Source organism: Sporolactobacillus sp. KGMB 08714, assembly GCF_036598985.1.
Lineage (GTDB): Bacteria > Bacillota > Bacilli > Bacillales > Sporolactobacillaceae > Sporolactobacillus.
The window spans coordinates 1-23,498 of the sequence record NZ_JAUUBW010000045.1; the positions used below are offsets into that span (position 1 = coordinate 1).

The 23,498-nt window shown below is 46.9% G+C and carries 29 protein-coding genes and 1 riboswitch; of the genes, 19 read left to right on the forward strand and 10 right to left on the reverse strand.

The window, feature by feature from the left end; genetic code table 11:
* Positions 1-137: 137 nt before the first annotated feature.
* Positions 138-1,115, reverse strand: a complete 978-nt coding sequence (locus Q6A92_RS16225; protein WP_332238729.1) for an NERD domain-containing protein — start codon at positions 1,113-1,115, stop codon at positions 138-140.
* Positions 1,116-1,466: 351 nt separating this feature from the next.
* Between Q6A92_RS16225 and Q6A92_RS16230 the strand changes: the two genes are divergently transcribed.
* Positions 1,467-1,862, forward strand: a complete 396-nt coding sequence (locus tag Q6A92_RS16230) for a hypothetical protein (RefSeq protein ID WP_332238730.1) — start codon at positions 1,467-1,469, stop codon at positions 1,860-1,862.
* Between the two features lie 86 nt (positions 1,863-1,948).
* On the opposite strand, the gene Q6A92_RS16235 is transcribed toward Q6A92_RS16230, so the two are convergent.
* The 9 genes from Q6A92_RS16235 to Q6A92_RS16275 all read right to left on the reverse strand — a co-directional run bounded on the left by Q6A92_RS16235 (position 1,949) and on the right by Q6A92_RS16275 (position 8,933).
* The gene (locus Q6A92_RS16235; RefSeq protein ID WP_332238731.1) at positions 1,949-2,377 is read right to left on the reverse strand and encodes a hypothetical protein; all 429 of its coding nucleotides are present in this window, start codon (positions 2,375-2,377) and stop codon (positions 1,949-1,951) included.
* Positions 2,378-2,540: 163 nt separating this feature from the next.
* On the reverse strand, positions 2,541-3,494 hold the full coding sequence (locus tag Q6A92_RS16240) for a cation diffusion facilitator family transporter (RefSeq protein WP_332238732.1): 954 nt from the start codon (positions 3,492-3,494) through the stop codon (positions 2,541-2,543).
* A gap of 54 nt (positions 3,495-3,548) precedes the next feature.
* Positions 3,549-4,598 carry a uroporphyrinogen decarboxylase family protein gene (locus Q6A92_RS16245; RefSeq protein WP_274401192.1) on the reverse strand — a complete coding sequence of 350 codons (1,050 nt, stop codon included), beginning with the start codon at positions 4,596-4,598 and terminating at the stop codon, positions 3,549-3,551.
* A gap of 26 nt (positions 4,599-4,624) precedes the next feature.
* On the reverse strand, positions 4,625-5,317 hold the full coding sequence (locus Q6A92_RS16250; RefSeq protein WP_274401191.1) for an amino acid ABC transporter permease: 693 nt from the start codon (positions 5,315-5,317) through the stop codon (positions 4,625-4,627).
* Between the two features lie 11 nt (positions 5,318-5,328).
* Positions 5,329-6,027 carry an amino acid ABC transporter permease gene (locus tag Q6A92_RS16255; RefSeq protein ID WP_274401190.1) on the reverse strand — a complete coding sequence of 233 codons (699 nt, stop codon included), beginning with the start codon at positions 6,025-6,027 and terminating at the stop codon, positions 5,329-5,331.
* Positions 6,028-6,115: 88 nt separating this feature from the next.
* Positions 6,116-6,955, reverse strand: coding sequence for a transporter substrate-binding domain-containing protein (locus Q6A92_RS16260; protein ID WP_332238733.1), 840 nt, complete (start codon positions 6,953-6,955; stop codon positions 6,116-6,118).
* An 11-nt stretch (positions 6,956-6,966) separates the two neighbouring features.
* Complete coding sequence (locus tag Q6A92_RS16265; protein WP_332238809.1) at positions 6,967-7,728, reverse strand: amino acid ABC transporter ATP-binding protein; 762 nt, start codon at positions 7,726-7,728, stop codon at positions 6,967-6,969.
* 130 nt (positions 7,729-7,858) lie between these two features.
* A riboswitch (SAM riboswitch) is annotated at positions 7,859-7,967 on the reverse strand.
* A 190-nt stretch (positions 7,968-8,157) separates the two neighbouring features.
* The gene (locus tag Q6A92_RS16270; RefSeq protein WP_332238734.1) at positions 8,158-8,340 is read right to left on the reverse strand and encodes a small acid-soluble spore protein H; all 183 of its coding nucleotides are present in this window, start codon (positions 8,338-8,340) and stop codon (positions 8,158-8,160) included.
* Between the two features lie 221 nt (positions 8,341-8,561).
* Positions 8,562-8,933, reverse strand: coding sequence for a ParB N-terminal domain-containing protein (locus tag Q6A92_RS16275; RefSeq protein ID WP_274401187.1), 372 nt, complete (start codon positions 8,931-8,933; stop codon positions 8,562-8,564).
* 385 nt (positions 8,934-9,318) lie between these two features.
* On the opposite strand from Q6A92_RS16275, the gene Q6A92_RS16280 reads away from it, so the two are divergent.
* The 18 genes from Q6A92_RS16280 to Q6A92_RS16365 all read left to right on the forward strand — a co-directional run bounded on the left by Q6A92_RS16280 (position 9,319) and on the right by Q6A92_RS16365 (position 23,486).
* Positions 9,319-9,807, forward strand: a complete 489-nt coding sequence (locus Q6A92_RS16280; protein WP_332238735.1) for a YbaK/EbsC family protein — start codon at positions 9,319-9,321, stop codon at positions 9,805-9,807.
* A 320-nt stretch (positions 9,808-10,127) separates the two neighbouring features.
* A complete protein-coding gene (locus Q6A92_RS16285; protein WP_274401185.1) occupies positions 10,128-10,619 on the forward strand; it encodes an RrF2 family transcriptional regulator in 492 nt (163 codons plus the stop codon).
* Between the two features lie 22 nt (positions 10,620-10,641).
* Entirely contained in the window at positions 10,642-11,010 is a 369-nt protein-coding gene (locus Q6A92_RS16290; RefSeq protein ID WP_274401184.1) for a hypothetical protein, read from the forward strand.
* Positions 11,011-12,158: 1,148 nt separating this feature from the next.
* Positions 12,159-12,959: an aldo/keto reductase gene (locus Q6A92_RS16295; RefSeq protein WP_332238736.1), complete on the forward strand. Its 801-nt coding sequence runs from the start codon at positions 12,159-12,161 to the stop codon at positions 12,957-12,959.
* 161 nt (positions 12,960-13,120) lie between these two features.
* On the forward strand, positions 13,121-14,560 hold the full coding sequence (locus Q6A92_RS16300) for an MDR family MFS transporter (protein ID WP_332238737.1): 1,440 nt from the start codon (positions 13,121-13,123) through the stop codon (positions 14,558-14,560).
* Between the two features lie 103 nt (positions 14,561-14,663).
* Positions 14,664-15,449, forward strand: coding sequence for a YwaF family protein (locus tag Q6A92_RS16305; RefSeq protein WP_332238738.1), 786 nt, complete (start codon positions 14,664-14,666; stop codon positions 15,447-15,449).
* A 320-nt stretch (positions 15,450-15,769) separates the two neighbouring features.
* A complete protein-coding gene (locus tag Q6A92_RS16310) occupies positions 15,770-16,063 on the forward strand; it encodes a WXG100 family type VII secretion target (protein ID WP_274401180.1) in 294 nt (97 codons plus the stop codon).
* Positions 16,064-16,180: 117 nt separating this feature from the next.
* The gene (locus Q6A92_RS16315) at positions 16,181-16,573 is read left to right on the forward strand and encodes a YwqH-like family protein (RefSeq protein WP_332238739.1); all 393 of its coding nucleotides are present in this window, start codon (positions 16,181-16,183) and stop codon (positions 16,571-16,573) included.
* An 11-nt stretch (positions 16,574-16,584) separates the two neighbouring features.
* Positions 16,585-16,869 carry a TIGR04197 family type VII secretion effector gene (locus tag Q6A92_RS16320; RefSeq protein ID WP_274401178.1) on the forward strand — a complete coding sequence of 95 codons (285 nt, stop codon included), beginning with the start codon at positions 16,585-16,587 and terminating at the stop codon, positions 16,867-16,869.
* 22 nt (positions 16,870-16,891) lie between these two features.
* Positions 16,892-18,361 carry a T7SS effector LXG polymorphic toxin gene (locus tag Q6A92_RS16325; protein WP_332238740.1) on the forward strand — a complete coding sequence of 490 codons (1,470 nt, stop codon included), beginning with the start codon at positions 16,892-16,894 and terminating at the stop codon, positions 18,359-18,361.
* Between the two features lie 27 nt (positions 18,362-18,388).
* A complete protein-coding gene (locus tag Q6A92_RS16330) occupies positions 18,389-19,249 on the forward strand; it encodes a hypothetical protein (RefSeq protein WP_332238741.1) in 861 nt (286 codons plus the stop codon).
* Between the two features lie 8 nt (positions 19,250-19,257).
* The gene (locus Q6A92_RS16335) at positions 19,258-20,166 is read left to right on the forward strand and encodes a hypothetical protein (protein ID WP_332238742.1); all 909 of its coding nucleotides are present in this window, start codon (positions 19,258-19,260) and stop codon (positions 20,164-20,166) included.
* Between the two features lie 47 nt (positions 20,167-20,213).
* On the forward strand, positions 20,214-21,077 hold the full coding sequence (locus Q6A92_RS16340) for a hypothetical protein (protein WP_274401174.1): 864 nt from the start codon (positions 20,214-20,216) through the stop codon (positions 21,075-21,077).
* An 84-nt stretch (positions 21,078-21,161) separates the two neighbouring features.
* Positions 21,162-21,614: a hypothetical protein gene (locus Q6A92_RS16345; RefSeq protein ID WP_332238743.1), complete on the forward strand. Its 453-nt coding sequence runs from the start codon at positions 21,162-21,164 to the stop codon at positions 21,612-21,614.
* On the forward strand, positions 21,614-22,051 hold the full coding sequence (locus tag Q6A92_RS16350) for a DUF5085 family protein (RefSeq protein WP_332238744.1): 438 nt from the start codon (positions 21,614-21,616) through the stop codon (positions 22,049-22,051). The genes Q6A92_RS16345 and Q6A92_RS16350 overlap by 1 nt, the downstream gene beginning before the upstream one ends.
* A complete protein-coding gene (locus Q6A92_RS16355) occupies positions 22,051-22,557 on the forward strand; it encodes a hypothetical protein (protein ID WP_332238745.1) in 507 nt (168 codons plus the stop codon). Before Q6A92_RS16350 ends, Q6A92_RS16355 begins: the two co-directional genes overlap by 1 nt.
* A gap of 332 nt (positions 22,558-22,889) precedes the next feature.
* Positions 22,890-23,183 carry a WXG100 family type VII secretion target gene (locus Q6A92_RS16360; RefSeq protein WP_332238746.1) on the forward strand — a complete coding sequence of 98 codons (294 nt, stop codon included), beginning with the start codon at positions 22,890-22,892 and terminating at the stop codon, positions 23,181-23,183.
* Positions 23,184-23,246: 63 nt separating this feature from the next.
* Entirely contained in the window at positions 23,247-23,486 is a 240-nt protein-coding gene (locus tag Q6A92_RS16365) for an EsaB/YukD family protein (protein ID WP_188802484.1), read from the forward strand.
* Positions 23,487-23,498: the final 12 nt, after the last annotated feature.

Here is a 23,498-nt window from a genome sequence, read left to right on the forward strand (position 1 = left end):
AATCGCCCTAAAAAAGAGAAGAATCGCCCCGATCAGAGTTGAAATCGCCTTGTGCAGAGAGAATCGCCCGGAAAGAATCGAGAATTGCTCTAATGAAAAAAGGAAGTTATTTTGAAGCATAAAAGATATAAGCAAGATCATTTATCGAAACCGATCGGTTGATGATATAATCGACGTCGATTGTTTCCCGATACAGGAAGGTTCATTTTTTGCAAGAGTTCATAAGCAGTTTTACTGGACTTTAAGTATGTCCATTTTCGGAATTCTTCATTAGTTATTGCAGGGCAGATAAGCAGAAAGTAGTCGTGTAGTGCCTGCACATGTGCATTTTTCGATTTGCAGCCGCAGGAGGGACAGTGCCAGGTCCCATTGGCTCGTTGCATCGGAATTGCACGACAAGAAGGACAATGGACGCCTGCGATTAAATCAGCTTCAGTAATCTGATACATTTTCAGAATATTGATATCGGAAGGAGTGTGATATTTTATTAAATAATGACTGATTCTTTTTTGTTCGGCCAAAGTCATTTTTTCTTCCGAATACGTGGATCTGATCGTTTGAATTCTTTCAGGTACTTGATGTATATGAGTGACTCGCTGAGGAACTGCGGAATTTCCGGGCTCAGTTCTGATAATTGTAGAAGGATTGCTTATGACAACCATAGATTCAATCGGGATCGGCGGCAATTGGTGTAAATTCATCCAGCGGGTCAGCTGCATTTTTTGCCGCTCGACCTGTGCAATAGGATCGAAAAACCCTTCCTCTCTGCCATTAAGCGCCCGGATCAATTGTTTGAAGACCGGATCGAAGTAGAGTGTACCCGCCATGTTCTTCACTTCAATAATTAATAGAAAACAGCGATTCATAATAAGAGTGTCCATTTGGAAAAAAGTATTGTTTAAGGAAAGGCGGAGGTCGTGAAAGATAAAATAATCTTTTTCAGTTGCCAGATCAGTAAAAAAATAATCGAGGGATTCTTCACCTTTAAACCCACTTGACCTTCTTGTTTCATTGCGACTGATTTCAGTAAATTGAGGATGATGGCTGGGAATTCGGCTTTTTAAAGCGCGTATCTGCTGGAGAATTCGGGGTGGATTTCTTTCCTTTACAATCAACTGGAGATCACTTCCTTAATTCAAATTACAATACTCTTTAACAGTACCCTGATCATCAGAAAATCGCGAGAATGGCAAATTTAAAAAAAGTGATGCTCAATGCCAAAAATCGTTCTGAATGGAGCAGTTTTTAAAGGAAAAGACTGCTATTTTAAAAAAATGACAAAAGGTATTCGTCCCGATAGACATTTTGCGTACTGCTTTACTTTTAATCGCTTTCATGAGCACGGCCTATGAGCAGCCACTTTCTTGTAAAATTCCGGCTCTTGATTGATATCGGGAACAGGCGCCCATGCCCGTGAATCTGTCCGGCATACATTAGTAAAAAATGGGTAGGTAGGTGACGTTTGCGTGAATAACTGCCGCGGCAGGTTTCGGAATCGGAATGATTTTTGCAGGCGGCCGGCTGATCTGCGGCCGTCCGCAGCCGTTCAAAACGAAATCAATCTCGGAAGAACGGGCCATTATTATCGAGTGGGGCTCGCCGGTTCTGCAGAAATGCTGACGATCAGGCTGCTGTCTCTTAATCCTGCGACGGATAGGGTCGGCATGAACGTATACGATCCCCGGTCAAAACAATGGACTTATTATCGTGAGCACTGCAGCAGGATACTTGGAATGATCGATCTGGGGCCGGAAGAGCCCGGGACGGGAAGAGAAGAAGGTTCGCCGGGAATGTCCGCCGCCGCAACGCCTCAATGGTTCCGGCCGTGTGCACAGTTTCCTGCGCTCCCGTGGTACCGATGATAGTGTCCGATAGCGCAGAAAAGATGATCCCGTTTTATCGGGACCATCTTTTCTGCATGCAAATGCGGATCAGGCCGGTTTGTTCCTTAAAGGAACAGATTAGATCCGGGCAGAGCGGATGCTGGGAGGCATTTTTTGGAGAAGCGTCTGACGGCGTCGGCATCTGTGCCTTGTTTTAAAATAGAATCGGTTATCTCTTTTAAGTTACCGAGGGTATACTCATAGACTCCGTCGGGCAGGCCTTCCTTCAGATGGACTGCCAGATCAATTAATGAGCGGAAGATACAGTCCATACTTTCACTGCTGATTTCAAAAGTTTTATGTTCCTCGCCCAGATGCATTTCCAGCACTTTTAACAGGCCGATTAATTCAAATCGGGCGCTGCTTTGTTCACTTCTGAAAAATTCGATCTGTCTTTGCGGATCATAAGGATATTTTTTCCGGACCTGCCTCAGCAATGCGTCAAACCCGGATTCGCCTGCTTTTTTCCTGCCGCTTTTTTTAATTTCAGGCACCAGCCGTTTGCCCCCTTAAGGTATTTGTTTTCATCACGCCGGCTTGCCGGGCCAGCAAACGGACGGATAAACCATGCCTAGCCCGTTTTTTCGGCTGCACCCTTAGACATTGGGGTGCTCCTCTGATAAACAGGACGCGCCGTGTGATCGTGTCCGCGGACGATCATTTATGAGTATGAAAGGATACGCCCTGCTCTTCGGCAGGTTCAACATGAATCTGCACGGCAGACAGGTGTTCAATTTCATGCCGCAGACGATGGATGATCTGCCGTACAATGGCATGCCCTTCTCTGACGGAAGAATCGGACGGAAGCGTGATGCTCAGTTCGGCAACGATTCGATGGCCCAACTGGCGGCGCGCCTTAACATCTCTTACATGCCGGACGCCGTCGACCCGGGCGGCCGTCTTTTCAATGGTTTCAATGTATTTCGGATCAATTCCGTTCAGCCATTGTGTGAAAACGGTCCGTGCTGCATTTTTAACAGTAACCAGAATCATGAAAGCGATGATCAGGCCGATGATCGGATCAATGACGGGATAGCCCAGCCATGTCGCCAAAATCCCCGCCAATACGGCGAGAGAAGTCCAGCCGTTAATCCGCACACGGCGGCCGTCCGCGATCAGCACCGCGCTTCCGATCCGTTTTCCCGCCCGGATGCGGCAGACAGCGGCTGCTTCGTTGCCGATAAATCCGGCAGCGGCGGCAATGGCTGCTGCGCCGAGGTGCGATGGAGAAGATCCGGCGAATAATCCTCCGATCGATTCATAGCCGGCAAGTACGGCGCTGAAAAAGATTACAAGAACGATCATTGAGCCCGCGAGATTTTCACTACGCCTAAAACCGAATGTGAAACGCTTTGTCGGCCGGCGGCGGCTGAGTGAAAAAGCGGCCCATAATAGAATCGATGTCAGCAGATTGCCGAAATTGTAAATCGTATCGGCCAGCAACGCCGTGCTGTCCGATATCGCAGCAACCGCCGCCTGAAAAAGTGCTATGGCCAGCAGCCCGATCAGGGAAATAATCAGTCCGCTCCTTGTCCTTGCCTCCTTATTTCCAGAAATGTTTTCGCCCGCGCTTCCGTAAGAATATATAGGCCCGCCGTGTGTATGTGCCATTTTTACCGTGCTCCTTTACGGTTTCTTTTAACCAAAGCTGCCGGTTAATCGGCATCAGGCAGTCGTGGCCTCGGATGCGGGTTTCGCTTTGCCGGGCACGGCAGCCCTTCTCACGGCATAAATATTTTTTTCGGACGCTTCCTGATCGGCAACACAGCCGGGTCCCAGAATGAGCCCCTTGCCGTTTACTTCACGAATCGCTTCTTTCACATGATTCTCCACTTCACTGACGGTACCGTTCACAAGCAGGCTTTTTCGGACGATCCGGTTATTCTCATCGAAATACGGAACCTCCCGAATGCCGCCCAGAAGGCACTTGTCTGTTATTTTTCTCGCTTCTGCAAGCGAAGGAGAAACCCAGCGGTCATGCCAGTTCAGACAATTCACCGGATAGGCTGCGATCAGATGAAACAGATTGTTCGGTCCGTGAATGTGCGCAATATTGAAGAACGTCTGTTTGTTATAACTGTTAATCACTTTCAAGTCGTAAGGCACACCGAATTCTTTGTATTCGTCCTCCGTGAACAGATCTTTGGTCGCAGATTTCGTGGCAAAGAAAAATCCGCTGACACCGGCTTCAATGTTGGCTTTAACAAAATTGATCGTCGTTTCCGTAATCACATCGAGCGCCTGTTTGACAACTGCGGGATTTTCCTTAATATCAAGGAACAGCCGGTCTCCCGCCAGTTTATGGGCGGTCGTCAGTGGGCTGAAAATCGTCTGGACAAACGGGAATTCTCTCTTCGCCAGTTTGCTGACATGCTGGGAAAGCTGCAGCTGCTTTCCATACGTTCCGTAAATGGCAGGAAGCACTTCAAGCCTTTTCCAGTCGTCGGCCGACTCAATTGCATAACGTCTGACAGTGGGCGGTTGGTTAATTTTGTTAAAATATTCAATTTCGACGCCCCAGTCTTCCACTCCGTATAAACCGAACGGAGCCAGTTTAATAAAATCAAAATCATATTTTCTGGCATATGCCACTTGTTTCTCAGCCAGCAGTTTTGGATTCTGATCATAAGCGGAAAAATGCATCCATAAATTTACGGGAATACGGTCCACATCTTCAAAGTTTAACGCGGCTTTAATACGTTCGAATCGGTTCATGCTCTTGTCCTCCCTTTTATAAGAAATCAGGCTTCTTTTCTTAACGTTTTTTCATATTTTCTGAAAACAACAGTCAGGAACACGCATAGCAGCCAATAAACGGCAGCGGCTGCGGCATAAGATTCCAGATAGCGAAAGTTTAACGCGGATTCAAGTTTTGCTTTCGCCAATATATCGACAACGGAAACCATGAAAGCCAAAGACAGAGACTTTATAATCGATAGGTATGAGTTTAAAAAGTTGGGCAGTGCTTCAATGACGGCCTGCGGGACGACAATTCTTCTTAAGGTCTGAACGGAGCTGAATCCGAGGGATTGGGCGGCTTCTATCTGTCCGTAGCTGACCGCCATAAATGCTCCTCGTATGATTTCCGACTGAAAAGCCGAAAAACAGATGGAATAAGAGACAATCACCGTAATGACCGGATTAAATTGATTGGGATCGAACCTAAGATTCAACAATTCCGCAAAATAAAGAAAAATTTTCGGCAGGCCGTAGTACGCTAAATATAATTGGACAAGCAGCGGCGTTCCTCTTAAAAAAGAAATGCACACGGCTGTGACCCGGGACAGGACAGGGACCTTATATTGATCAATGAGCGACAAAATGCCTCCGATCAGGATTGCGAAAAATAAAATCAAAAGTGCAAGCCCTAATGTATAAGGGACAATAGTCAATATCCCTGAAAAGTCCTGAAAAAAGATGTTGGGTTCGAACAAGACTTTTCTCCTTATCGTTTTATTCCGTTTTCCAGATGATACTTTGCCGTTCTGGCTTCAAAAAAATTGATAAACCTGTCCGCTAGATAAGAAATGGCCCAATAGATTAAGGCGACGGTCAGAAAGACTTCAATCTGCCTTGAGCCGAAATCGTTGGAGATCAGATTATTTGCCGTACCCATAATGTCGACCACGCCGATAATGAATAAGATGGATGTATCCTGGATCAAATAAATCAAAGCATTTCCCAAACCCGGCAATGCGATCGGCAGAACCTGGGGGAATATGATCCGGATTTGTGTCTGAAAAGGCGTAAAACCGAGACTGTCAGCGGCCTCTTTCTGCCCCTTATCGACGGCCAGATAGGCAGGCCTGAGAATTTCCGAAAGATAGGCGCCGTAATGAAAGACAAGGGTCACTATGGCAAAAAATATGCCGCTCCAATAATTGATGTTCATGCCGATTAAAGACAGGACAACCGGCAGCCCGTAATAAACAAGAAGCATCTGAAGCAGAATAGGCGTGCTTCTTGTGAAAGAAATATATAGTTCCATCAGAGGACTGAAAAATTTGACTTTTTTAATTCGGATACCTGTGACAAGTATGCTTAATAATAATCCGATTAACCCGGAACAGACAATAACGGCGAGCGTTAATGGAAGGGCGTCAATAAAACCGGGCAGTATTTTGATCATGTAGCCAATATCCATCTTCGCTTGTATCCCTTCTGAAGCTGTGAGAATGTTCAATAAAATAGTGACAGATTTCCGTTACCTATTGCAATGTAATTCGATACAATTAGTTGGTTATTTTGTATTGAAAAACATCTTCTCCGTAATACTTCTTCGACAGTGCGGAAAGCGTCCCATCGCTCTTCAGCTGCTTTAAGGCTGAATCAACGGCTTCTTTAAGCTTTTCGTTCTTTTTCGAGAGCAGGAAGTAGGTCGGGATTACTTTTACCGGGGCAGAAGTATGAATCTTTAAGTTCAGTTGTTTAATAATCTGAGCCTCACCCAGATTGGACGGAAGAACCGAGGCGTCATATTTTCCGGCAGCTACTTCTTTAAGCCGGTCGGCTGTCGAAAGGCCGGTGTCCGATGTCGGAATGTCGATTTTTTTCGAAGGATTCTGAGTATTGTAGGCCGTTAAAATATTGTATATGCCCCCGTTGGCGTCGACCGGAGCGATTTTTTTGCCGACCAGATCCGAAAAGTTCGTAATGGATTGATTGGCGTCATTCGTATAAATTTTGATCAAGCTTGCTCCGTCGCTTTCATTCGGAATCAGATACTTTTGTTCACGCACGGAATTTTTAAAAAATCCTTCGGCAATCAAATCGTATTTGCCTGTATCGAGGCCGATCTGCTGAGCGTTCGAAGAGACGCTTTGAATATTGAAACTGTAGTCTTTCAGCTTTGTATCGATTTTTCTTAATATCTCAACCTCATAGCCTGTCAGTTTTCCGTTTTCCGTATAGCTCAGCGGTTTTTCGGCCGTCGGGACGGCAATTTGAACGGTTTTTACGCTGGACGACTTCGATGAAGATGAGGACTGGTTTGCGCCGGATGAACTGTTCGAACAAGCGCCCAGTGTAAATAAAAGGATGAAAACAAGTACGGCGGCTGAAATCTTTTTCATTGTTCTTCCACTCACTTTGCTGTTATAATTTTTTTGTAGCTGTTGTTAAAATGACTGAGAAATTCCCGGGTCCTTTTTTCTTTAGAATGGTTGAAAATCTGAGAAGGCGGCCCTTCTTCAACGATTTTCCCCTGATCCATAAACACGACCTTTGTCGAAATGGTCCGGGCAAAGGCCATTTCGTGAGTAACAAGCAGAATCGTCACGCCCGAATTTGCAATACTATCAATCACGTTTAATACTTCGCCGACCAGTTCCGGATCAAGCGCCGACGTCGGTTCGTCGAAAAGAATGATTTCCGGTTCCATTGCCAGGGCTCTGGCAATGCTGACTCTCTGCTGCTGGCCGCCGGAAAGCTGGGAAGGATAGGCGTCCAGTTTGTCGGCGAGCCCGACTCTGTTTAATTCTTCCAGACTCCTTTCATAAGCGGCTTTTTTACTTTTTTTCCGGACAACGATCTGTGCTTCCATGACGTTTTCAATGGCTGTTTTGTTTTTAAATAGATTGTACTGCTGAAAAACCATTGCCGTTTTTCTTCGGAGCCGAAGAATGTCCTTTTTTTTGACGGACCGGCAGTTCAGCTGGAAATCTGTGAAGGCGATTTCTCCTTCGTCGGGTTTTTCCAGATAATTGACGCATCTCAGCAAGGTCGTTTTGCCGGTGCCGCTCGGACCGATAATGGTCACGACGTCGCCTTTGTTAATGTCTAAATCGATGCCCTTCAGGACTTCATGATCGTTGAACGACTTATGGATGTTTTTCAATGCCAGCATCGTGCGGTTCACCTCCTTTTCCGATTTTTTCTGTCTGAAGTGAATTGCTGCCATCCGCCTCCTTTAACTCATTTGTAATTTAAAATTAAAAAACAAGCCGTCAAGATGAAGAAGGCCTGCTTTTTATTCCTTCTCATCTTCTGAACACGGATCCGTGCTCCTGGAATTAACACCATACACAATCATGTGCTGGTTGTCGGGTTTCATAGGGCCAGTCCCTCCGCCGCTCTGGATAAGAATTCACTTTATTAATTTGTTGATTAATATCATACCACTGGCCGCCGTTATGTCAATACACATTCATACTAAAAATATGTGTTTTATTTGTCTTTTGGACCGACAAATGTTAAAAGGCATTCGGCAGGAAGCCGGCCTGCAGGGTTTCTATAACTTTCCGCAGCCAAAATCGCGGCGGCGGGTGCTTTTCATTTATTCATGTTCCTGCAGGTTTGCGACAGAAACTTCACGCTCATTTCCCGGATTGTCAAGCGGATAAATCCGGGCGGTCTGCATGCTCTCATCGACGTGCTGAATATAAACGGGGGTCCCGTTATGAGTCACATTCACCATAATCGGCGACCCGGCAATTTCCTGAGCCCGCTGTGCGTCCATCCTCATACCTCCTTTTGATGATTACAGGAATTACTATTTGCCGGCACCGATGGAATTATTCTTCCTAAGAGAGGCTGTCATTGTAATAAGGAACGGAAAATGAGTCTGTCCAGGCTGAAAATAATTATCTCGGCCGCACAGAAAAAAGCGAAGCATATTTCAGCTCCGTTTTTTCAGATCGGGAACGACGGACTGCCTTTTTCCCGCGTTTCCGATACGGATCACACCTCCTTGTAGATCTGAACTTCCTTTATTTCGGGGATCATACTGTAGGCGGTGAGTCTGTGCTGGCCGTCGTAGAGGCCCAGATTTTTATTAACAATCATCGGCGGCATCGTTCCGCCCTTTTTTATATACTCGATCATTTTCTGAATGCTGTCGGTATGATAACCATCATAGTTTTCCGGGTGCTCCTCCCATTCTTTAAAGGTCAGGAGATTTCGTCCGTTGCTGCTGAACGGGCAGGGCACTTCATACAATGTTTCTTTGGCTACTGCAGTTAAAATGAATCGATGGGCATCCGTCCCAAAGTCGTCATTTTCAATGTCGCTGTACTTGCCGCAGATTTCTTTTCCTGTGTAATACGTTGTCATGATACCGTCCCTTCTCGGCTAGTCAAAAATTTTTATCACGATAAAGCGGACACTGATTATACACTTAATTTATTATATATCCCGGCAATTTGCAAAAGGGGATGCTGATCCGAAAAATTTTGAATTTTGTACGAAACATGTCTCGGATCTCCCGGAATTTTTCTCAGGAGCCGCCGCTTTTTTCGAATTTGAAGGCCGGCGGGTCCTGCCGGCCAAATGATTGGGAATAAATATAAAATAACGGCTGTCTCAAATTCTGCCAGCCGGCTTTTATTGACAGGGTCAGTGAATTTGTTAGACTGTTCATTAAGCAAAAAATTTACATAGGATGCAGGCAAACCTGCAGGATACGCCAAAACTATTGATTGGATAAGGAGGACGGGCCATGTCTGTTGATGATGTCAGATCCTATTTCCGACAATTCGGCCGGGACAAGGATATTATTGAGTTGGAAGACTCCAGTGCGACTGTAAACCTGGCGGCCGAACATCTTCATGTCGAACCGGAACGTATCGCTAAAACACTCGCTTTTCGCGGAGAAAATAAGGAAGGCGCCATGCTCGTTGTTATGGCCGGTGATGGGAAAATCGACAACAAAAAATTCCGTGGCACTTTCGGTTTCAAGGCGCACATGCTGTCTTCGGATGAAACATTAGAATTGATCGGCCATGCCGTCGGCGGTGTCTGCCCGTTCGGACTGAAGAATGAGTGGCCGGTATTTATGGACGAGTCGCTGAAACGGTTCGAAACTGTGTTCCCTGCGTGCGGCAGCGGCAATTCGGCGATTGAGCTGAAAATCGACGAGCTGTATACCTTCGGCCGGGCGAAAAAGTGGGTGGACGTCTGCAAGGGCTGGCAGGAAGATGCTGAATAACTGACACGGAGAGCAAAGAGGACGTACGGATCCGGCAAAGGGACAGACTGGTGAATGTGCAGGGTGAACGGATCGGCCACCGCTGACTGCGCTTTCTCATTTTGCGCAGGTCCTCTGTATGAAAAGAAAAGCCTGTGCCGAAAAGAAGGGCCTTCCGGCTTTTTACTGAGTTTTAAGCGTTTCCGGGCGATCCATTTCTGAACTTTCCGGAATTCAATCAGTAAATGACTTCCAACTGTACTTTTTTCAAACAGAACAATTGATTTTATAAACTGTATCTATTATAATTACATTAATCTTCTTATAGAGGAATCGATAGTATGAATAGCGAGTTTACGATAGCGGTGCATTGCCTGATTGTGCTGGCGAGTGCTCCGGATCATGTCTGGAGCAGCGGATCGCTGTCCAGAAAGGTTCATACCAATCCGGCGAGAGTCCGCAAGATTATGAGCGTTCTTCGGAAGAATGGGCTGGTCACGACAAAAGAAGGGCTGCGCGGCGGCTATCGCCTCGGATTCTCTCCCGCGGACGTTACGCTTGCGCATGTTTACCGGACTGTTTCGTGCGAGGCGCTGAAACTGAACTGGTGTTCGGAAGAAGAGGCGGACGATCCCGAACTGGCGAGCGTCCGGTCGGTGATGGATCAGGCTTTCCTCAAAGCCGAGGAAATGCTCGAAACGTATTTGGAGCGATGGACCATTGATTCTCTCTTGGAACAGATCAGGCGCACAATGAGTGGGCCGGATACCTCATTTTCGGATCATTTTTCGGTTTCGGCTCACAAGGACAAGTTGAATAAATATACTATATAAATAACAGGATCGGTGGTGAAGGATGATGCAACAGGAACTGAAGTGGAAAAAAGGCGACTGGGTAAAGGGAAGAACGGTAAACGGGGAACTCATGCACGGCTATATTGTCGATTACAACGCCGGTACAGGAACGGTAAAAGTCCACGTCGTTGCCTGCGACCGTGAATCGACCGTGGGACGGACAATTGAGACGCTCGGTTATCTGATCAAACCCTTCCCGGTCCTGCCGCCGACGGGCGGTCAGTTACGCAGTATGGCCGACCTCGCTCTGGTTACCTATGACCGCGACTGGTTCATGGACCTGTCGTCGCAGCTGGTCGGGATGAACGAGGACTCCGGTAAGGATTCGTCTTCACGATCCAGTTCGTGGTTCTGGCCGGCTCAGCGATGAAGAATAAAAAATTGTCAGTTATTATATGAAAGAGCGTCCGAAATAGATTGATAATCGGCCGCTCTTTTTTGTTCCGTCAAGGCTCTTGTGCCCGCTGGCCCGTCCGAGCGTCTGTCGGCCCGGCTTTGATCCTCATAAAGTCTTTCCCGATATTTTTATGCGTGATAAAAAATTATATGAGTGTCTCTTGAGCTCTTTTTCCTGCTGTGCCATCAAAAAATGATCGGCTTTTCCTGAGACCGTCAATCTCTCGAAAGGCGGAGAGCATTTCCGCGATCAATAAACTTGTGCAATGGTCGAAAAACTGTGCCAACACCGGGAACCGGCTGGAAGAGTTCTGAAACCGGCCGATAGGACCTTGAATTCGGCCGGAAGGAGCCCGGAATCGGCCGGAAGAACTCCGAATTTGGCCGGAAGGAGCCTGAAATCGGCCGGAAGAACCCCGAATTTGGCCGGAAGAGTTCTGAAATCGGCCGATAGGGCCTTGAATTTGGCCGGAAGGAGCCTGAAACCGGCCGGAAGAACCCCGAATTTAGCCGGAAGAACTCCGAATTCGGCCGGAAGAGTCTGAAAACCGGTCGGAGGAACCCGGTAGGACCTTGAATTTGGCTGGAAGAACCGCGAATCCGGCCGGAAATTAATAAAACTCTCCGTACGCGGCTGAGCCATTGATCAGGGACGATCTTGCTGTTCTGATTATTCACAATTATTGATTTCAGTCCGTTTACTGTCGATTCTTTGGCTGCTGCTGTAGATTTTCTGCACGTCACTGTTGATATTTTGCTTTTTTCTGATGACAAGCCGGCAATTCCCGGTGGTTTTAGCCAACGATCGCAGGGATACACAGCGGTCCGAAGAAAAAGATCGGGTGCTTCCGACAGGAAACGCCTGTCCGTGCAGAATATCCCTCTTCTTCAACGGAATCAAGCGCCGTTCGCATGAACATTCAAAAGAACAGACTGGCGCTCGTGCCAAACGATCGCTTTTCGGGAGAATCCGTGCCTTCTTCATGCCGCGGCCTGACTGGATACATGAGCTGAGGAATATTCGATAAAATTTATTTCTAATCATGCAAAATTTATAAGAGTTTATTTCTTTTCTCCTTGCTTAATCTATGAGAAAATTTCATTAAGAAGGGGGAGGGCGAAATGATAAAATCTTTGAGCGATACAGTGACATTGAATAATAGTGTGAGCATGCCGGGATTCGGCCTCGGTGTCTGGCAGATCCGCGACGGCAAAGAGGTCATTGATTCCGTTCAGTACGCTCTGCAGGCAGGCTGCCGAATGATTGATACGGCCGCCGTTTATCGAAACGAAGGCGGCGTCGGCGAAGCAATTCGCCGGTCGGGGCTCCTCAGAAAATCCCTGTTTGTTACAACTAAAGTTGTTGATCAGGGCTATGATGCGACGCTGAGGGCATTTGAAGACAGCACAGCGAAACTCGGCATCGATACGATCGACCTCTATCTGATCCACTGGCCGATAGGGGATCACTATTTGGAAACCTGGAAAGCAATGGAACGGTTGTATAGAGACGGCCGGGCACGGGCGATCGGCGTCAGCAATTTCGGACAGCATCATCTGGAAACTCTCCTTCAGGAAGCGGCGGTTGTACCGGCAGTGAACCAAATTGAGGTGCATCCGCTGCAGACGCAGATAGGGCTCAGAAATTATTGCTATGCAAAAGGGATCCGGGTAGAATCCTATTCACCGCTCGGCAGCGGAGCGCTGCTCGACCATCCGGTTTTAAACAGGATTGCGGAAGAATATCATAAGTCGGTCGCTCAAGTGCTCCTGCGCTGGAATATACAAAACGAGATGATTGCCATCCCGCGTTCAACAAAGGAGGAGCACATTGTCGCTAATGCGGACATCTTTGATTTTGAACTGTCTTTCGAAACGATGGATCAAATGGATGCACTGAACGTCGATAAAAGCGTATCGTGACGGGCGCACATCTTTACTAAAACAGCGTCCGCTCAGTCAGCCGGCGAAGAGACGGGCCCTGCTCCCTTTCGCTTCCGTCAGGCTTATTGCCGGCTCAGCATCCCCGTTTCGCCAAACTTTTTTCAGCTCTATAATTATTTCCGACAAGAGGAGTTTATAAAATGACAAACATCGGGACACTTTCTGAACGGGAAATCAAAAGGGGCCCCATTACTGTGGCACTGATTATCGGCGCTTTCGTCGCCATTCTTAATGAAACCTTTCTGAATATTGCACTGGTCGATTTAATGCGGACTTTTCATGTTTCGGCAGCGACGGTGCAATGGCTGGCGACGGCCTATATGCTGGTGGTCGGCATGCTGATGCCTGTCACTGCGCTGATTGCCGGCTGGCTGACGACGCGGCAGATGTTCCTCAGTGCGATGTCGTTCTTTCTGATCGGCACGGTGATTTGTGCCGTATCGGCGAATTTCAGCTTTCTTCTGGTCGGAAGAATGATTCAGGCTGTCGGTTCAGGCCTTTTGCTGCCCGTCATGATGAACACGATTCTGCTGATCTATCCCCCGGAAAAAAGAGGGAGTGCAATGGGCACGATCGGGCTAGTGATCATGTTCGCACCGACGATCGGACCGACTCTTTCGGGGCTGATCCTTTCCATATTGTCCTGGCGCTGGCTGTTTATCCTGGTGCTCCCCCTGGCGTTCTTTTCTATCTTGTTTGCGATCGCCTATTTAAAAAATGTCTCGGAAGTGACCCGGCCGAAAGTAGAGATTCTTTCAATTCTGCTATCGACGGTCGGGTTCGGCGGGCTGGTATACGGGCTTGGTGCGAGTGCTGAGAACAGCCGGGCCGGCCTGATCTTCCTGGCCGTCGGTCTGGCAGCTCTTCTCCTTTTTATCTGGCGCCAGCTGACGATTGCGGAGCCGATTCTTGACCTTCGTGCTTTTAAATACCCAATGTTTTCACTGGCGACAGTCATCCTGATCCTGGTCATGATGATTCTGTTTTCGACGATGATTCTTTTGCCTCTTTACTTGCAGAAGGCGCTTTTGCTGACTTCGTTCAGCGCCGGTCTGATTCTTTTACCGGGAGGCCTGATCAACGGGCTGCTTTCGCCGCTAATGGGCCGCCTGTTCGATACATTCGGCCCGAGACGGCTGGTCATTCCCGGGCTGTTGATCATCGGTGCGATTGTCTGGCTTTTCAGCCGGCTGACGGCCTCGGAAAGCACGCTGTACATAGTAATCCTATACAGCGTACTGCTGATCGGGATGGCGATGGTGATGATGCCGGTATCGACAACGGGGCTGAATGAGCTGCCGAAAGCTCTGTACCCGCACGGAACAGCGATCATGAACACGCTGCAGCAGGTATCCGCAGGCATCGGAACGGTGCTGTTCGTCGGCATCATGGTTTCCGGCCAGCAGGCTTATTTGAAAGGCGCCTCTGATCCGGCGGCACCCGAACAGGCGCTGAAAGCACTGGTATTGGGCATGGATCGGGCGTTTATGGCGGCGATGATTGTCGCTGCCGCTTCATTTATTCTTTCGCTGTTTTTGAAGCGGACGCATGCGCCGAAAGAACAACGGACGGAAGAGTAAATTTGCAGAAAAATCCGGACCGCATTTTCAGATGAACAATACATGAAACAGGGCACCCTGCGGCAGACTAAGATCGATTCGTTTGCATCGGGGTGTTATTAATATGGGAAAATTTTTTCAGACAAAACCTTATGAAACACCGTTCCGTCTTTTTTCACCGGAACATCTGGCGGCTCTTGCCGTGATCGCTTTGGCGGCGATCCTTCTGTTTGTTTTTCGGAAACACATTCGCCGTTCGGCGCCGTGGCGGAACGGGCTGCGTTATCTGCTTGCCGCCTTACTGCTTCTCGCGGAAATCAGCTATCAGGCCTGGCTCATTTATTCCGGCAAATGGTCGCTGAGATCATCGCTTCCGCTTGAGCTGAGCGATCTTTCTGCACTGCTGGCAATCCTGCTGCTGATCAATGGAAACCGTTATCTTTTTTCCTTCCTCTATTTTGCGGGCATCGGCAGCTCGCTGCAGGCGCTGCTGACGCCGGATCTGAGCGGCTATGCGTTTCCCCATTTTCTCTTCATCGAATTTTTCACGGCACACGGCGGCATGATTCTCGCCTGCCTGCTGATGATTGCGGTAGAGCATTACCGGCCGTCATTTCGTTCATTGTGGACGACTTTTCTGATTGTTACCGCATACGGGGCAGGTATCTTTTTCCTCGATCGGCTGACGGGCGCCAATTATCTGTATCTCGTGAACAGGCCGAAAACGTCCTCCGTCATGGATTTTCTCGGACCGCAGCCGTGGCATCTTCTCTCGCTTGAAGCACTGATGCTTCTTGAATTCGTCTTGCTTTATGTCCCTTTCGCCATGATAGAAAGGGGCGATCGGGAAGCGGACGGTAGACAGGCGAAAACAGTCAAGCGTAAATTTCACAGACGGGAAAAAATTTAAAGGCAGCTTATCGATGAACGGATTAAGGTCACCGGTAAAAAAGACCCGCAATTTCCTGTCGAAATCAGTCGAATAAGTGTTGAATCGCGCAAAAATCGACGGAAATTTAGGAACTTTTTCCCGTTCAATATTTTGTCACATTTTTCTATAATATTAATTAGAAATGGGAAAGGGGTTGCTTTCCTGAAAACACGAATCTGATTCTGCAGCTGTTTATTTTTTAAACAGAATTCTTTGCTTTCAGCGGCCAATCCGCCGCGGCGCGGATTGGACCCTGCATTTTCCGGCAAGCATTTGCCAAAAACGAGGAGGCTTTATTGATGGCAGGACAAATCAGGCTGACTCCGGAAGAACTTCGGAGCTACGCAGCGAAGTACGGGCAGGAGTCGTCGAATACGGGCGAGCTGATCGGGCGGCTGGACGGGATGATCAATCAGTTGGAGCAGGTCTGGGAAGGCGCCTCAAGCCGGGCGTTCAAGGATCAGTACGAGAGGCTGCGCCCGTCTTTTCAGCAGATGCGGCAGCTTCTTGAGGACATCGACCGGCAGCTGGCGCAGGCGGCGAACGTCCTCGAAGAGACCGACCAGCATATTGCCGGACAAATCAACGGATAATTGTTTCGATCATGCCGAGGCTCCGACAGGAGTTTCGGTTTTTTCAAGTTCATGGAATGAAGCGGATTCAGCATCACTTGCGATTCATTAATAGCCTGCAAGAGGGAGGGAAGACCGATGCTGGCGAGCCTTGCCGATCAAATCCGGCAGAATCTGAATCATAACCTTTCATCCCTTTATGGGGAAGAATCGGTACTGACAGCAAAAATCAACAGGCTGCATGCGCTGCTTGCAAAAATCGATCAGCATCTGTCTTCATTTGTGGACAACCGCAATAAATTTCATTCGCTGTATAATCCGCAAAACGAATGGGACGGTGCCCATCGGAGAATTTTTGACAACCGATTGAATTCGGAAACCCTGGCGGATTATCAATTCTATATCACTTCCGTTCATCATCTAAGAGAAGACGTCCAGGATCAGATCGGACATTTGAACGGCAGCCTGAATCTCTGCCGCTCCGACATCACGTCGATTCATTCGTCTCTTGCCGCATTAAAAACCAAGTAGGTGTGATTAAGATGATAACGATTGAATTCAATGCGCGTGCGTATTTCAGCAAAGTCTCGCAGCTTGATCGGGCGGCTGCCAATCTGGGCGCCGGCCGTCCTGTCGACACAAGTCTTCACGAGACCGATGCCCGATCGATCAGGGAACTCAGCAAGGCAATTGAACAGTGGCAGCGCCTGCTGCGCGATTATCAGTCGTCGCTTCATTCCGAAGTTTCGAAACTGAAAAAAATCGGGGACGAAATCGAGCAAACCGATCAGAAACTGGCACACTATCTCTCTGCACACGTTAAATGATGACGAAAAGCGAGGCGGTTCGATGCCGAAAGTCCGAATTGCAGAACCGAGAAGAATAGAAAGCCAACTGGCGCCTCAAGAGGCCGCGGCGGCGGATGCGCTGCAAAGAGTTCAATCTGAAATCAGGGAATTCAACGCGCTTCAGTCTTTTGAAGGGGCGGCTGCGGACAGCATCCACGCCTATTTCGGCGAAGTTCATCTGACGCTGATTAAAAGCCTGATTCAGGCGGGGGAGCGGCTGCAGCAGGTGTATAAGAAAATGCTGCAGCAGTTTGACCGGCAGGTCGACAGCGCCTCCAATGCAGTAATCCGTTCGGAGCATCTGGATGACGTCCGCAGACAGCTGAGACAGCTGAAAAGCCATTTTAACGGAATTGAAAGCCGGCTGGCGGCGGACGTCCGTGCCGTCAGTGATGTCTCCTTTTTCAATGTCCCTTCCACAATGGCGTTCTCGTCGGACGTCGAACTGCAGGACCGGGAAACCGGCCAATTGAAAGACCAGTTCATGTCTTTTGTTTCGGCTGATTTTACCGGCGACCTGATGCCGCTCCTGACAGCAATCGAGCGGGCGATGACCAAGATAAAGAAAGATTACAGCCCTCATCTAGGCACCGAGTCCTTTTATCTGGGAGGCTCTTTCGCGCAAACAGCGATCGGCAAAGAACTGATTCAGAGAACGAAGGCCGTAGAAACCGCCTATGCTAGCGATGTTCCTAAAACGGGGCAGAACGGTAATCTTGTGCTCGTAAAAAACGGCGCAAAATATACGATCACGCTCTCGGCACTGACGGCAAAAACTCTGCCTGCGGGTCTAGCTGCGATGAAGGGCCTGAAAATAGTAAAGAAGGGCAATTATATTTACATTACCGGTGATAAAAAGTGGATGGAGCTGTACCTGGGACGCCAAGGAAAACTGTCAAAAAATTATACGTTTAATATGAAATTAACAAACGGTGATCCGATCAGAATCGGCGGGGGAAAAGGGCCGAGTCTTGCTGGGGATGGTCTGATCACTGAGTCCTCTGATGTGAAAAATTATTTATTGAATAAGAAAGGCATGGCAGGCAAATTAAAAGTTTTAAACGGCGGTGTGAAAAGCAGCCTGAGCAGCAACTGGGATTTCGTCCAAAAAAGCAGCTGGACAAAGCTGGGCAGCATGGGGAAATTCGGAAAGGCTGCCGGCATTGCCGGTGTCGGTTTTACTGTATATTCCGATATTGAGGCTCATAAAAATGAAAAAATGAGCGGGGAAAAAGTTGCCAATATTACAGAAGATATTGGTGTGGATCTCGGCGCTTCGGCTGCAGCAGCCGGTGCGGGGGCCTTCGCCGGCTCTTTCTTCTTGCCGCCACTGGGAACTGTAGTAGGGGCCGGTGTGGGATTAGGTGCGAGTTTTTTATTAAATCATAAATTTTTTGGGAAAAGTTTCGTGAATTATGCTAAAGATGAAATTCATGGTCTGGGAAGCAAAATAGCATTGGGGTTTAGGTAAATTTTATTAGTTATAGGAGCAGAATTAATGAGGGCATTAAGTAGTTTTTCTGAACAAGACTTTGAGTTATTCAGAAATGGCGTTTCATCGGAACGGCTAAATCCCGTTAGTATGGGTGGAGGATTGTTTATTTTTCCACTTATATCTTCATTAGGCGTCTACGGAAGCTGGGCATTAACGTTACAAGGAATATTAGGGAAAAATTGGTCTTTTCTCGTGATTTTTCAAGTATTTTCTGCTGCTTTGTTGTTCATTTTATCTATACTTTTTTTTTCAAAATGGTTAAGCTTGAAATTTCAAAAATTCCAAATGGTTGTGCTGATCTTGAATGCAATTAAAATGGCCTTCGATTTAACTTTTGCATGTTTAGGAGCGTTGAAGCAACAAGTTACAGCCCTGCCTTTTGATTGGATTGTTATTTTATATATTTTAGGAAGTATTCTGCTGTTCCTTTTATCGATATTTAGAGGATACCGTCTGCTTCAAGCAGGTCAATTTAGAGAAAATGGGCATGGATTGCTGGGCAGGCAGTATAACGAAAAAATATCCCGCTTTTCCAATATATTTAGTTTTGCACTTGGGGCGGCTTTCATTGGAGCCATAGGAGCCGCTTTTTTTGGAGAAACAGGATTCACCTTTGTTGTTGTTGTTGCCATGTTTGGGTTATCAGCCATCATTTATTCTGTCGGTGTCACAGAATTTATTTTCGTGCTGTACTGCAAGCTCCGCTTTCCGTCATTTAATGTCACAGCTGAACAACAAGTGAAGATCGACAAGGAGGGTAAGCTTTTCTTTAAACATATCGATCGGTTAGAAAAAGAGGAAAAAGAAGCCATAAAGCGGCAAAAGCATGGGAAAAGGAAAAACTCAAAAAATCTTCGCGGATAGAATAAGCAATGTCATCTGATATGCGGAAAAAGATCGGCGGGGTTAGCGTGAGGGCATTAAGCAGTTTTTCTGAACAAGACTTTGAATTTTTCCGAAATGGCGTTGTTTCCGGACGGTTAAACCCCGTTAGTATGGGCCAGGCGTTATTTATTTTTCCTCTACTTTCTTTTTTATATGTTGGCGTTGTCTCTTTTACTGTTTTTGATAAATCAGTCAACACTCCATATAAGGATTGGATACCCATATTTATCATTCAATGGGTTGCAATCATTATTTTTGGATTACTATCTATCTTGTTTTTCTTTAAAAAAATTAGTTTAAAGTTTCAAAAAATACAAATGCTTACCCTTGTTTTAAGTGTATTTCAAATGACATATTGTCTGGCGCTTGCTTCATTTGTTAAAACCAGAATTGATTTTATGCACTTTCCGTTTACTAACGCCATGATTATTTATACTATTGGCAGTCTATTCATTTTTGGCCTGTCTTTATTAAGAGCCTATCGTCTTCTTCAAAAGGGAGAATTTAAAGAAGGGGGGCGTGGACTTGCGGGAAAGCAGTATAGTGAACGAATTAATAATTTTCCTTCTTTATTTGTTATAGTCTTCGCTGTAACTATTTTAGGTGGCCTTTTGGGGTCTTTCATTGGGAATTTAGGTGAGGATCTACTTCTTATTGCTGCTATGCTTTTGATGTCTTTAATTATGTACACTGTAGGATTAACTGAGTTTATTTTTGTATTCTACTGCAAGCTTCGTTTTCCATCGTTTAATATCACAGCCGAACAACAAGTGAGGATGGACAGGAAGAATAAGATCCTTTTTAAACAGATCAATCGGTTAGAAAAAGAGAAAAAAGAAGCCATGAAGCAGCAAAATCATGAAAAAAGAAAAAGCTCAAAAAATCTCCGCGGATGAAATGAGCAAAGTCATCCAATCTGCGGATAAAGATTGGCGGGGTTAGTGTGAGGGTATTAAGCAGCTTTTCTGAACAAGATTTCGAGTTTTTCCGAAATGGCGTTTCGTCGGGACGGCTTAATCCGGTAAGGCTAGGTAAAATGGTTTTTATATATCCGTTTTTGTCTTTGTTGATGGTTTTTGGTGCATATGCAGCGTCACAATCGGTAAGTTCAAATTTCAGCCAATTTTGGTTTCCTTTTTTCTTTTTTCAAGAATTGACTGCCTGCATATTATTTTTAGTTACTCTGTTATTTATTTCTAAGAGACTTAGTTTAAAATATCAAAAGTTCCAAATGTTGATTCTTTTATTAAGTGCACCAAAAATGTCATTCGAAATGACATTGTTTTTTTTAGTTAAAACTAAAATGGATTTTCTGACATTTCCTTTTTTCAATACGCTAATTTTTTATGCTCTAGGAAGCATATTCATTTTTGGCCTTTCTCTATTAAGAGCCTATCATCTTCTTCAGAAAGGAGAATTTAAAGAGAACGGTCGTGGACTTATGGGAAAACAGTATGGTGAACGAGTAAATAGTTTTTCATCGATGTTTAGTATTATATTTCCGATCGTCATTTTAGGAGGCATAGTAATGAGCTTCCTTGGAAACATGGGACAGGACATAATGATTCTTTCTATAATGCTTGTCATGTCGTTTTTGATGTACACGGTTGTATCGACTGAATTTATTTTTGTATTCTATTGCAAGCTCCGCTTTCCGTCGTTTAATGTAACAGCCGAACAACAAGTAGGAATCGACAGGAAGAATAAGATTCTTTTAAAACAGATTAATCGGTTAGAAAAGGAGAAAAAAGAAGCCATGAAACGGCCGGAACGTGAAAAAAAAGGGCGACACGGATCATACCGTTAATCATTGGTTTTTGCTCATCCTCATCTGTGCTGACAATTATAAAAGAACGCATGAACAATTGAAAGAATGAAAGGAGTCCTGATGATGAGGGTTAAGCAAAGTTCGCTGGTCCTTCTCAATCTGCTGAGCCGTTCGGTTATCTGCGGGGTGGACCGCTGGCATGAAGAGGGGGAGGAACTGAGAAAGCTGGCGCTTGAAAGCGGTGTTTATCCGAACGGACCGCTCGTGATGACAATCGGCGGAGTGAAAAACGAGCCTGAACTGCGGGAGTACGGATTATTTCTGCCGCTCAGTTCGCCTGTCGAAGGACCCGCCGGGCGGGCACTCGGCTTTCGCAGCCGTCTTTGTCTCAGAAAAACGGCAGCCATTCGCCATTATGAAGCGGATGAACCGTTTGCAGCGTCATACCGGGAACTGGAGAACGCCGCGTACAGGCGGGGGATTATTCTTGAACGGCCCTTTTACCATGTCTGCCTGGAAGTCAATGGTGAACGGTTCTTTGATATACACGCCCCCATAAAAGGAAGTGCTGCCTGATGGTCATCGAAAATGATTCGATTAAGCTCAGAAATGTCGTGTCCGGACGGTACAGCCTTCACTATTCGCAGTTTCCGGAGGCGCTGGAAGACTTCTGCCGGATACTCGAGGAGAAGAATCTGACACCGACGGGGACGCTTTTCTACTCATTAAACAATGTTCCGGCCGATGAGCAGATGGCTGTTGAAGTGTTTGCCGCTGTTGAAGAAAACTATGTTCCTGAAAACGACATCTTTTCTTTTCACAGCTACTTTACCGTGAAAAACATGATCATGACCTATTATTCCGGAAATATTGAAAGACGGACGGAATGGGCATACGCGGAACTGCTTCAATTTTTAGAAGAAAATGAACTGGAGATGGCGTCTCCGTTCTTCCATTTTTTTAGGGGAGACCTGAATTTTCAATATGTCGAATTGAAAGTGGGGGTTCAATGATGCCGGCAGAAAAACAGAAGCACAGCCGCATTAAAGAGTCATCGCTTATTCTGTTCAACGTGCTGAGCCGAACGGAAACTATTGAGAAAGCGATGTGGCTCGACCGGGCGGGATCTTTGAAAATTGAGGCAGTCCGACACGGCTTGTATCCGGTCGGACCGCCTGTCATGACGATTGACCGGATGGATCCGCTTTCCGATCGGGCTACGTTCACATTTTATCTGCCGCTGAACGGGTCATTGAAGACAGATCCCGAAACCGGATTCGTTTTTCAGCCGTCTCTCATGCTGGAGCATACGCTGTTTCTCCGCCACGACGAGGAGGGCAAACCGTTCTCCGCCTCGCACCGGGAACTGCAGGCGTTTGCGCGCGAACATGGTTTCTCCTGTTCGTCTGTATTCTATCATGTCATGATCGCGGTTTACGGAGAATGGTATGCGGAAATTCATCTTCCCGTTAGCGGCGGAGGATTGCTGCCGAATGGACAGGAAATGCCGATAGAATAGGATAATTTAAAAAAGAGATGGTAAAAAAGGCCTGCAATTTTTTGTCGAAGTCTGTCGAATGAGTGGGGAATGGCGCAAAAATTGACGGAAATTTAGGAACTTTTCCCTGTTCAATAATCTGTCACATTTATTTATAATACGAGTGAATGGCGGGGAAAGGCTTACTTTTCCGAAAAACAAGAAATCCGGGTCTTCGGCTGTTCATGAGTATCTATCAATTTTCTCGGGACTTGGAACTCGGGGCCTTTTGCTTTCAGCGGCGATCCGCTGCTGCGCGGATTGGACCCTGCATTTTCCGGCAAGCGTTTGCCAAAAACGAGGAGGCTTTATTCATGGCAGGACAAATCAGGCTGACTCCGGAAGAACTGCGGAGTTACGCGACGAAGTACGGGCAGGAGTCGTCGAACACGGGCGAGCTGATCGGGCGGCTGGACGGGATGATCAATCAGTTGGAGCAGGTCTGGGAAGGTGCCTCAAGCCGGGCGTTCAAGGATCAGTATGAGAGGCTGCGCCCGTCTTTTCAGCAGATGCGGCAGCTTCTTGAGGACATCGACCGGCAGTTGGCGCAGACGGCGAGCGTGCTCGAAGAAACCGACCAGCGCATTGCCGGACAAATCAACGGGTGAGGAAAAGTCGGAAACCGGAGCTCTCGGCAGAGTTTCGGTTTTTTTCCAATGGAGTGAAATAAAATGTACATCAATATTACAGTCGATTTGTCTCGTTATCAAAGGAAGACGCTGGACCTGAGAGTCTCGGACCGGCAGCCGGTCAAACAGCTGATACGGACGGTCTGGACGATTGCCGGCATTCAGAAGGCGCCGCGAAGCGGATACTGGGTGCGCGTCGAAAATAAAGAACAAATGATTCGCGGTTTTGATATCTTAGGAGATAAAAGAATCTCGGACGGCGATAAGCTCACTGTATTGTGAAGGAGAACGATT

Excerpts from the sequence above, each read along its gene's own strand:
- Q6A92_RS16255 (WP_274401190.1), bottom strand. The coding sequence starts at position 6,027 with ATGGATATTGGCTACATGATCAAAATACTGCCCGGTTTTATTGACGCC.
- Q6A92_RS16245 (WP_274401192.1), bottom strand. The coding sequence starts at position 4,598 with ATGAACCGATTCGAACGTATTAAAGCCGCGTTAAACTTTGAAGATGTG.
- Q6A92_RS16265 (WP_332238809.1), bottom strand. The coding sequence starts at position 7,728 with ATGCTGGCATTGAAAAACATCCATAAGTCGTTCAACGATCATGAAGTC.
- Q6A92_RS16280 (WP_332238735.1), top strand. The coding sequence starts at position 9,319 with ATGTCTGTTGATGATGTCAGATCCTATTTCCGACAATTCGGCCGGGAC.
- Q6A92_RS16320 (WP_274401178.1), top strand. The coding sequence starts at position 16,585 with ATGATAACGATTGAATTCAATGCGCGTGCGTATTTCAGCAAAGTCTCG.
- Q6A92_RS16275 (WP_274401187.1), bottom strand. The coding sequence starts at position 8,933 with ATGACAACGTATTACACAGGAAAAGAAATCTGCGGCAAGTACAGCGAC.
- Q6A92_RS16345 (WP_332238743.1), top strand. The coding sequence starts at position 21,162 with ATGAGGGTTAAGCAAAGTTCGCTGGTCCTTCTCAATCTGCTGAGCCGT.
- Q6A92_RS16290 (WP_274401184.1), top strand. The coding sequence starts at position 10,642 with ATGATGCAACAGGAACTGAAGTGGAAAAAAGGCGACTGGGTAAAGGGA.
- Q6A92_RS16300 (WP_332238737.1), top strand. The coding sequence starts at position 13,121 with ATGACAAACATCGGGACACTTTCTGAACGGGAAATCAAAAGGGGCCCC.
- Q6A92_RS16335 (WP_332238742.1), top strand. The coding sequence starts at position 19,258 with ATGTCATCTGATATGCGGAAAAAGATCGGCGGGGTTAGCGTGAGGGCA.
- Q6A92_RS16310 (WP_274401180.1), top strand. The coding sequence starts at position 15,770 with ATGGCAGGACAAATCAGGCTGACTCCGGAAGAACTTCGGAGCTACGCA.
- Q6A92_RS16330 (WP_332238741.1), top strand. The coding sequence starts at position 18,389 with ATGAGGGCATTAAGTAGTTTTTCTGAACAAGACTTTGAGTTATTCAGA.
- Q6A92_RS16240 (WP_332238732.1), bottom strand. The coding sequence starts at position 3,494 with ATGGCACATACACACGGCGGGCCTATATATTCTTACGGAAGCGCGGGC.
- Q6A92_RS16360 (WP_332238746.1), top strand. The coding sequence starts at position 22,890 with ATGGCAGGACAAATCAGGCTGACTCCGGAAGAACTGCGGAGTTACGCG.
- Q6A92_RS16365 (WP_188802484.1), top strand. The coding sequence starts at position 23,247 with ATGTACATCAATATTACAGTCGATTTGTCTCGTTATCAAAGGAAGACG.
- Q6A92_RS16285 (WP_274401185.1), top strand. The coding sequence starts at position 10,128 with ATGAATAGCGAGTTTACGATAGCGGTGCATTGCCTGATTGTGCTGGCG.
- Q6A92_RS16325 (WP_332238740.1), top strand. The coding sequence starts at position 16,892 with ATGCCGAAAGTCCGAATTGCAGAACCGAGAAGAATAGAAAGCCAACTG.
- Q6A92_RS16295 (WP_332238736.1), top strand. The coding sequence starts at position 12,159 with ATGATAAAATCTTTGAGCGATACAGTGACATTGAATAATAGTGTGAGC.
- Q6A92_RS16350 (WP_332238744.1), top strand. The coding sequence starts at position 21,614 with ATGGTCATCGAAAATGATTCGATTAAGCTCAGAAATGTCGTGTCCGGA.
- Q6A92_RS16315 (WP_332238739.1), top strand. The coding sequence starts at position 16,181 with ATGCTGGCGAGCCTTGCCGATCAAATCCGGCAGAATCTGAATCATAAC.
- Q6A92_RS16305 (WP_332238738.1), top strand. The coding sequence starts at position 14,664 with ATGGGAAAATTTTTTCAGACAAAACCTTATGAAACACCGTTCCGTCTT.
- Q6A92_RS16270 (WP_332238734.1), bottom strand. The coding sequence starts at position 8,340 with ATGGACGCACAGCGGGCTCAGGAAATTGCCGGGTCGCCGATTATGGTG.
- Q6A92_RS16260 (WP_332238733.1), bottom strand. The coding sequence starts at position 6,955 with ATGAAAAAGATTTCAGCCGCCGTACTTGTTTTCATCCTTTTATTTACA.
- Q6A92_RS16355 (WP_332238745.1), top strand. The coding sequence starts at position 22,051 with ATGCCGGCAGAAAAACAGAAGCACAGCCGCATTAAAGAGTCATCGCTT.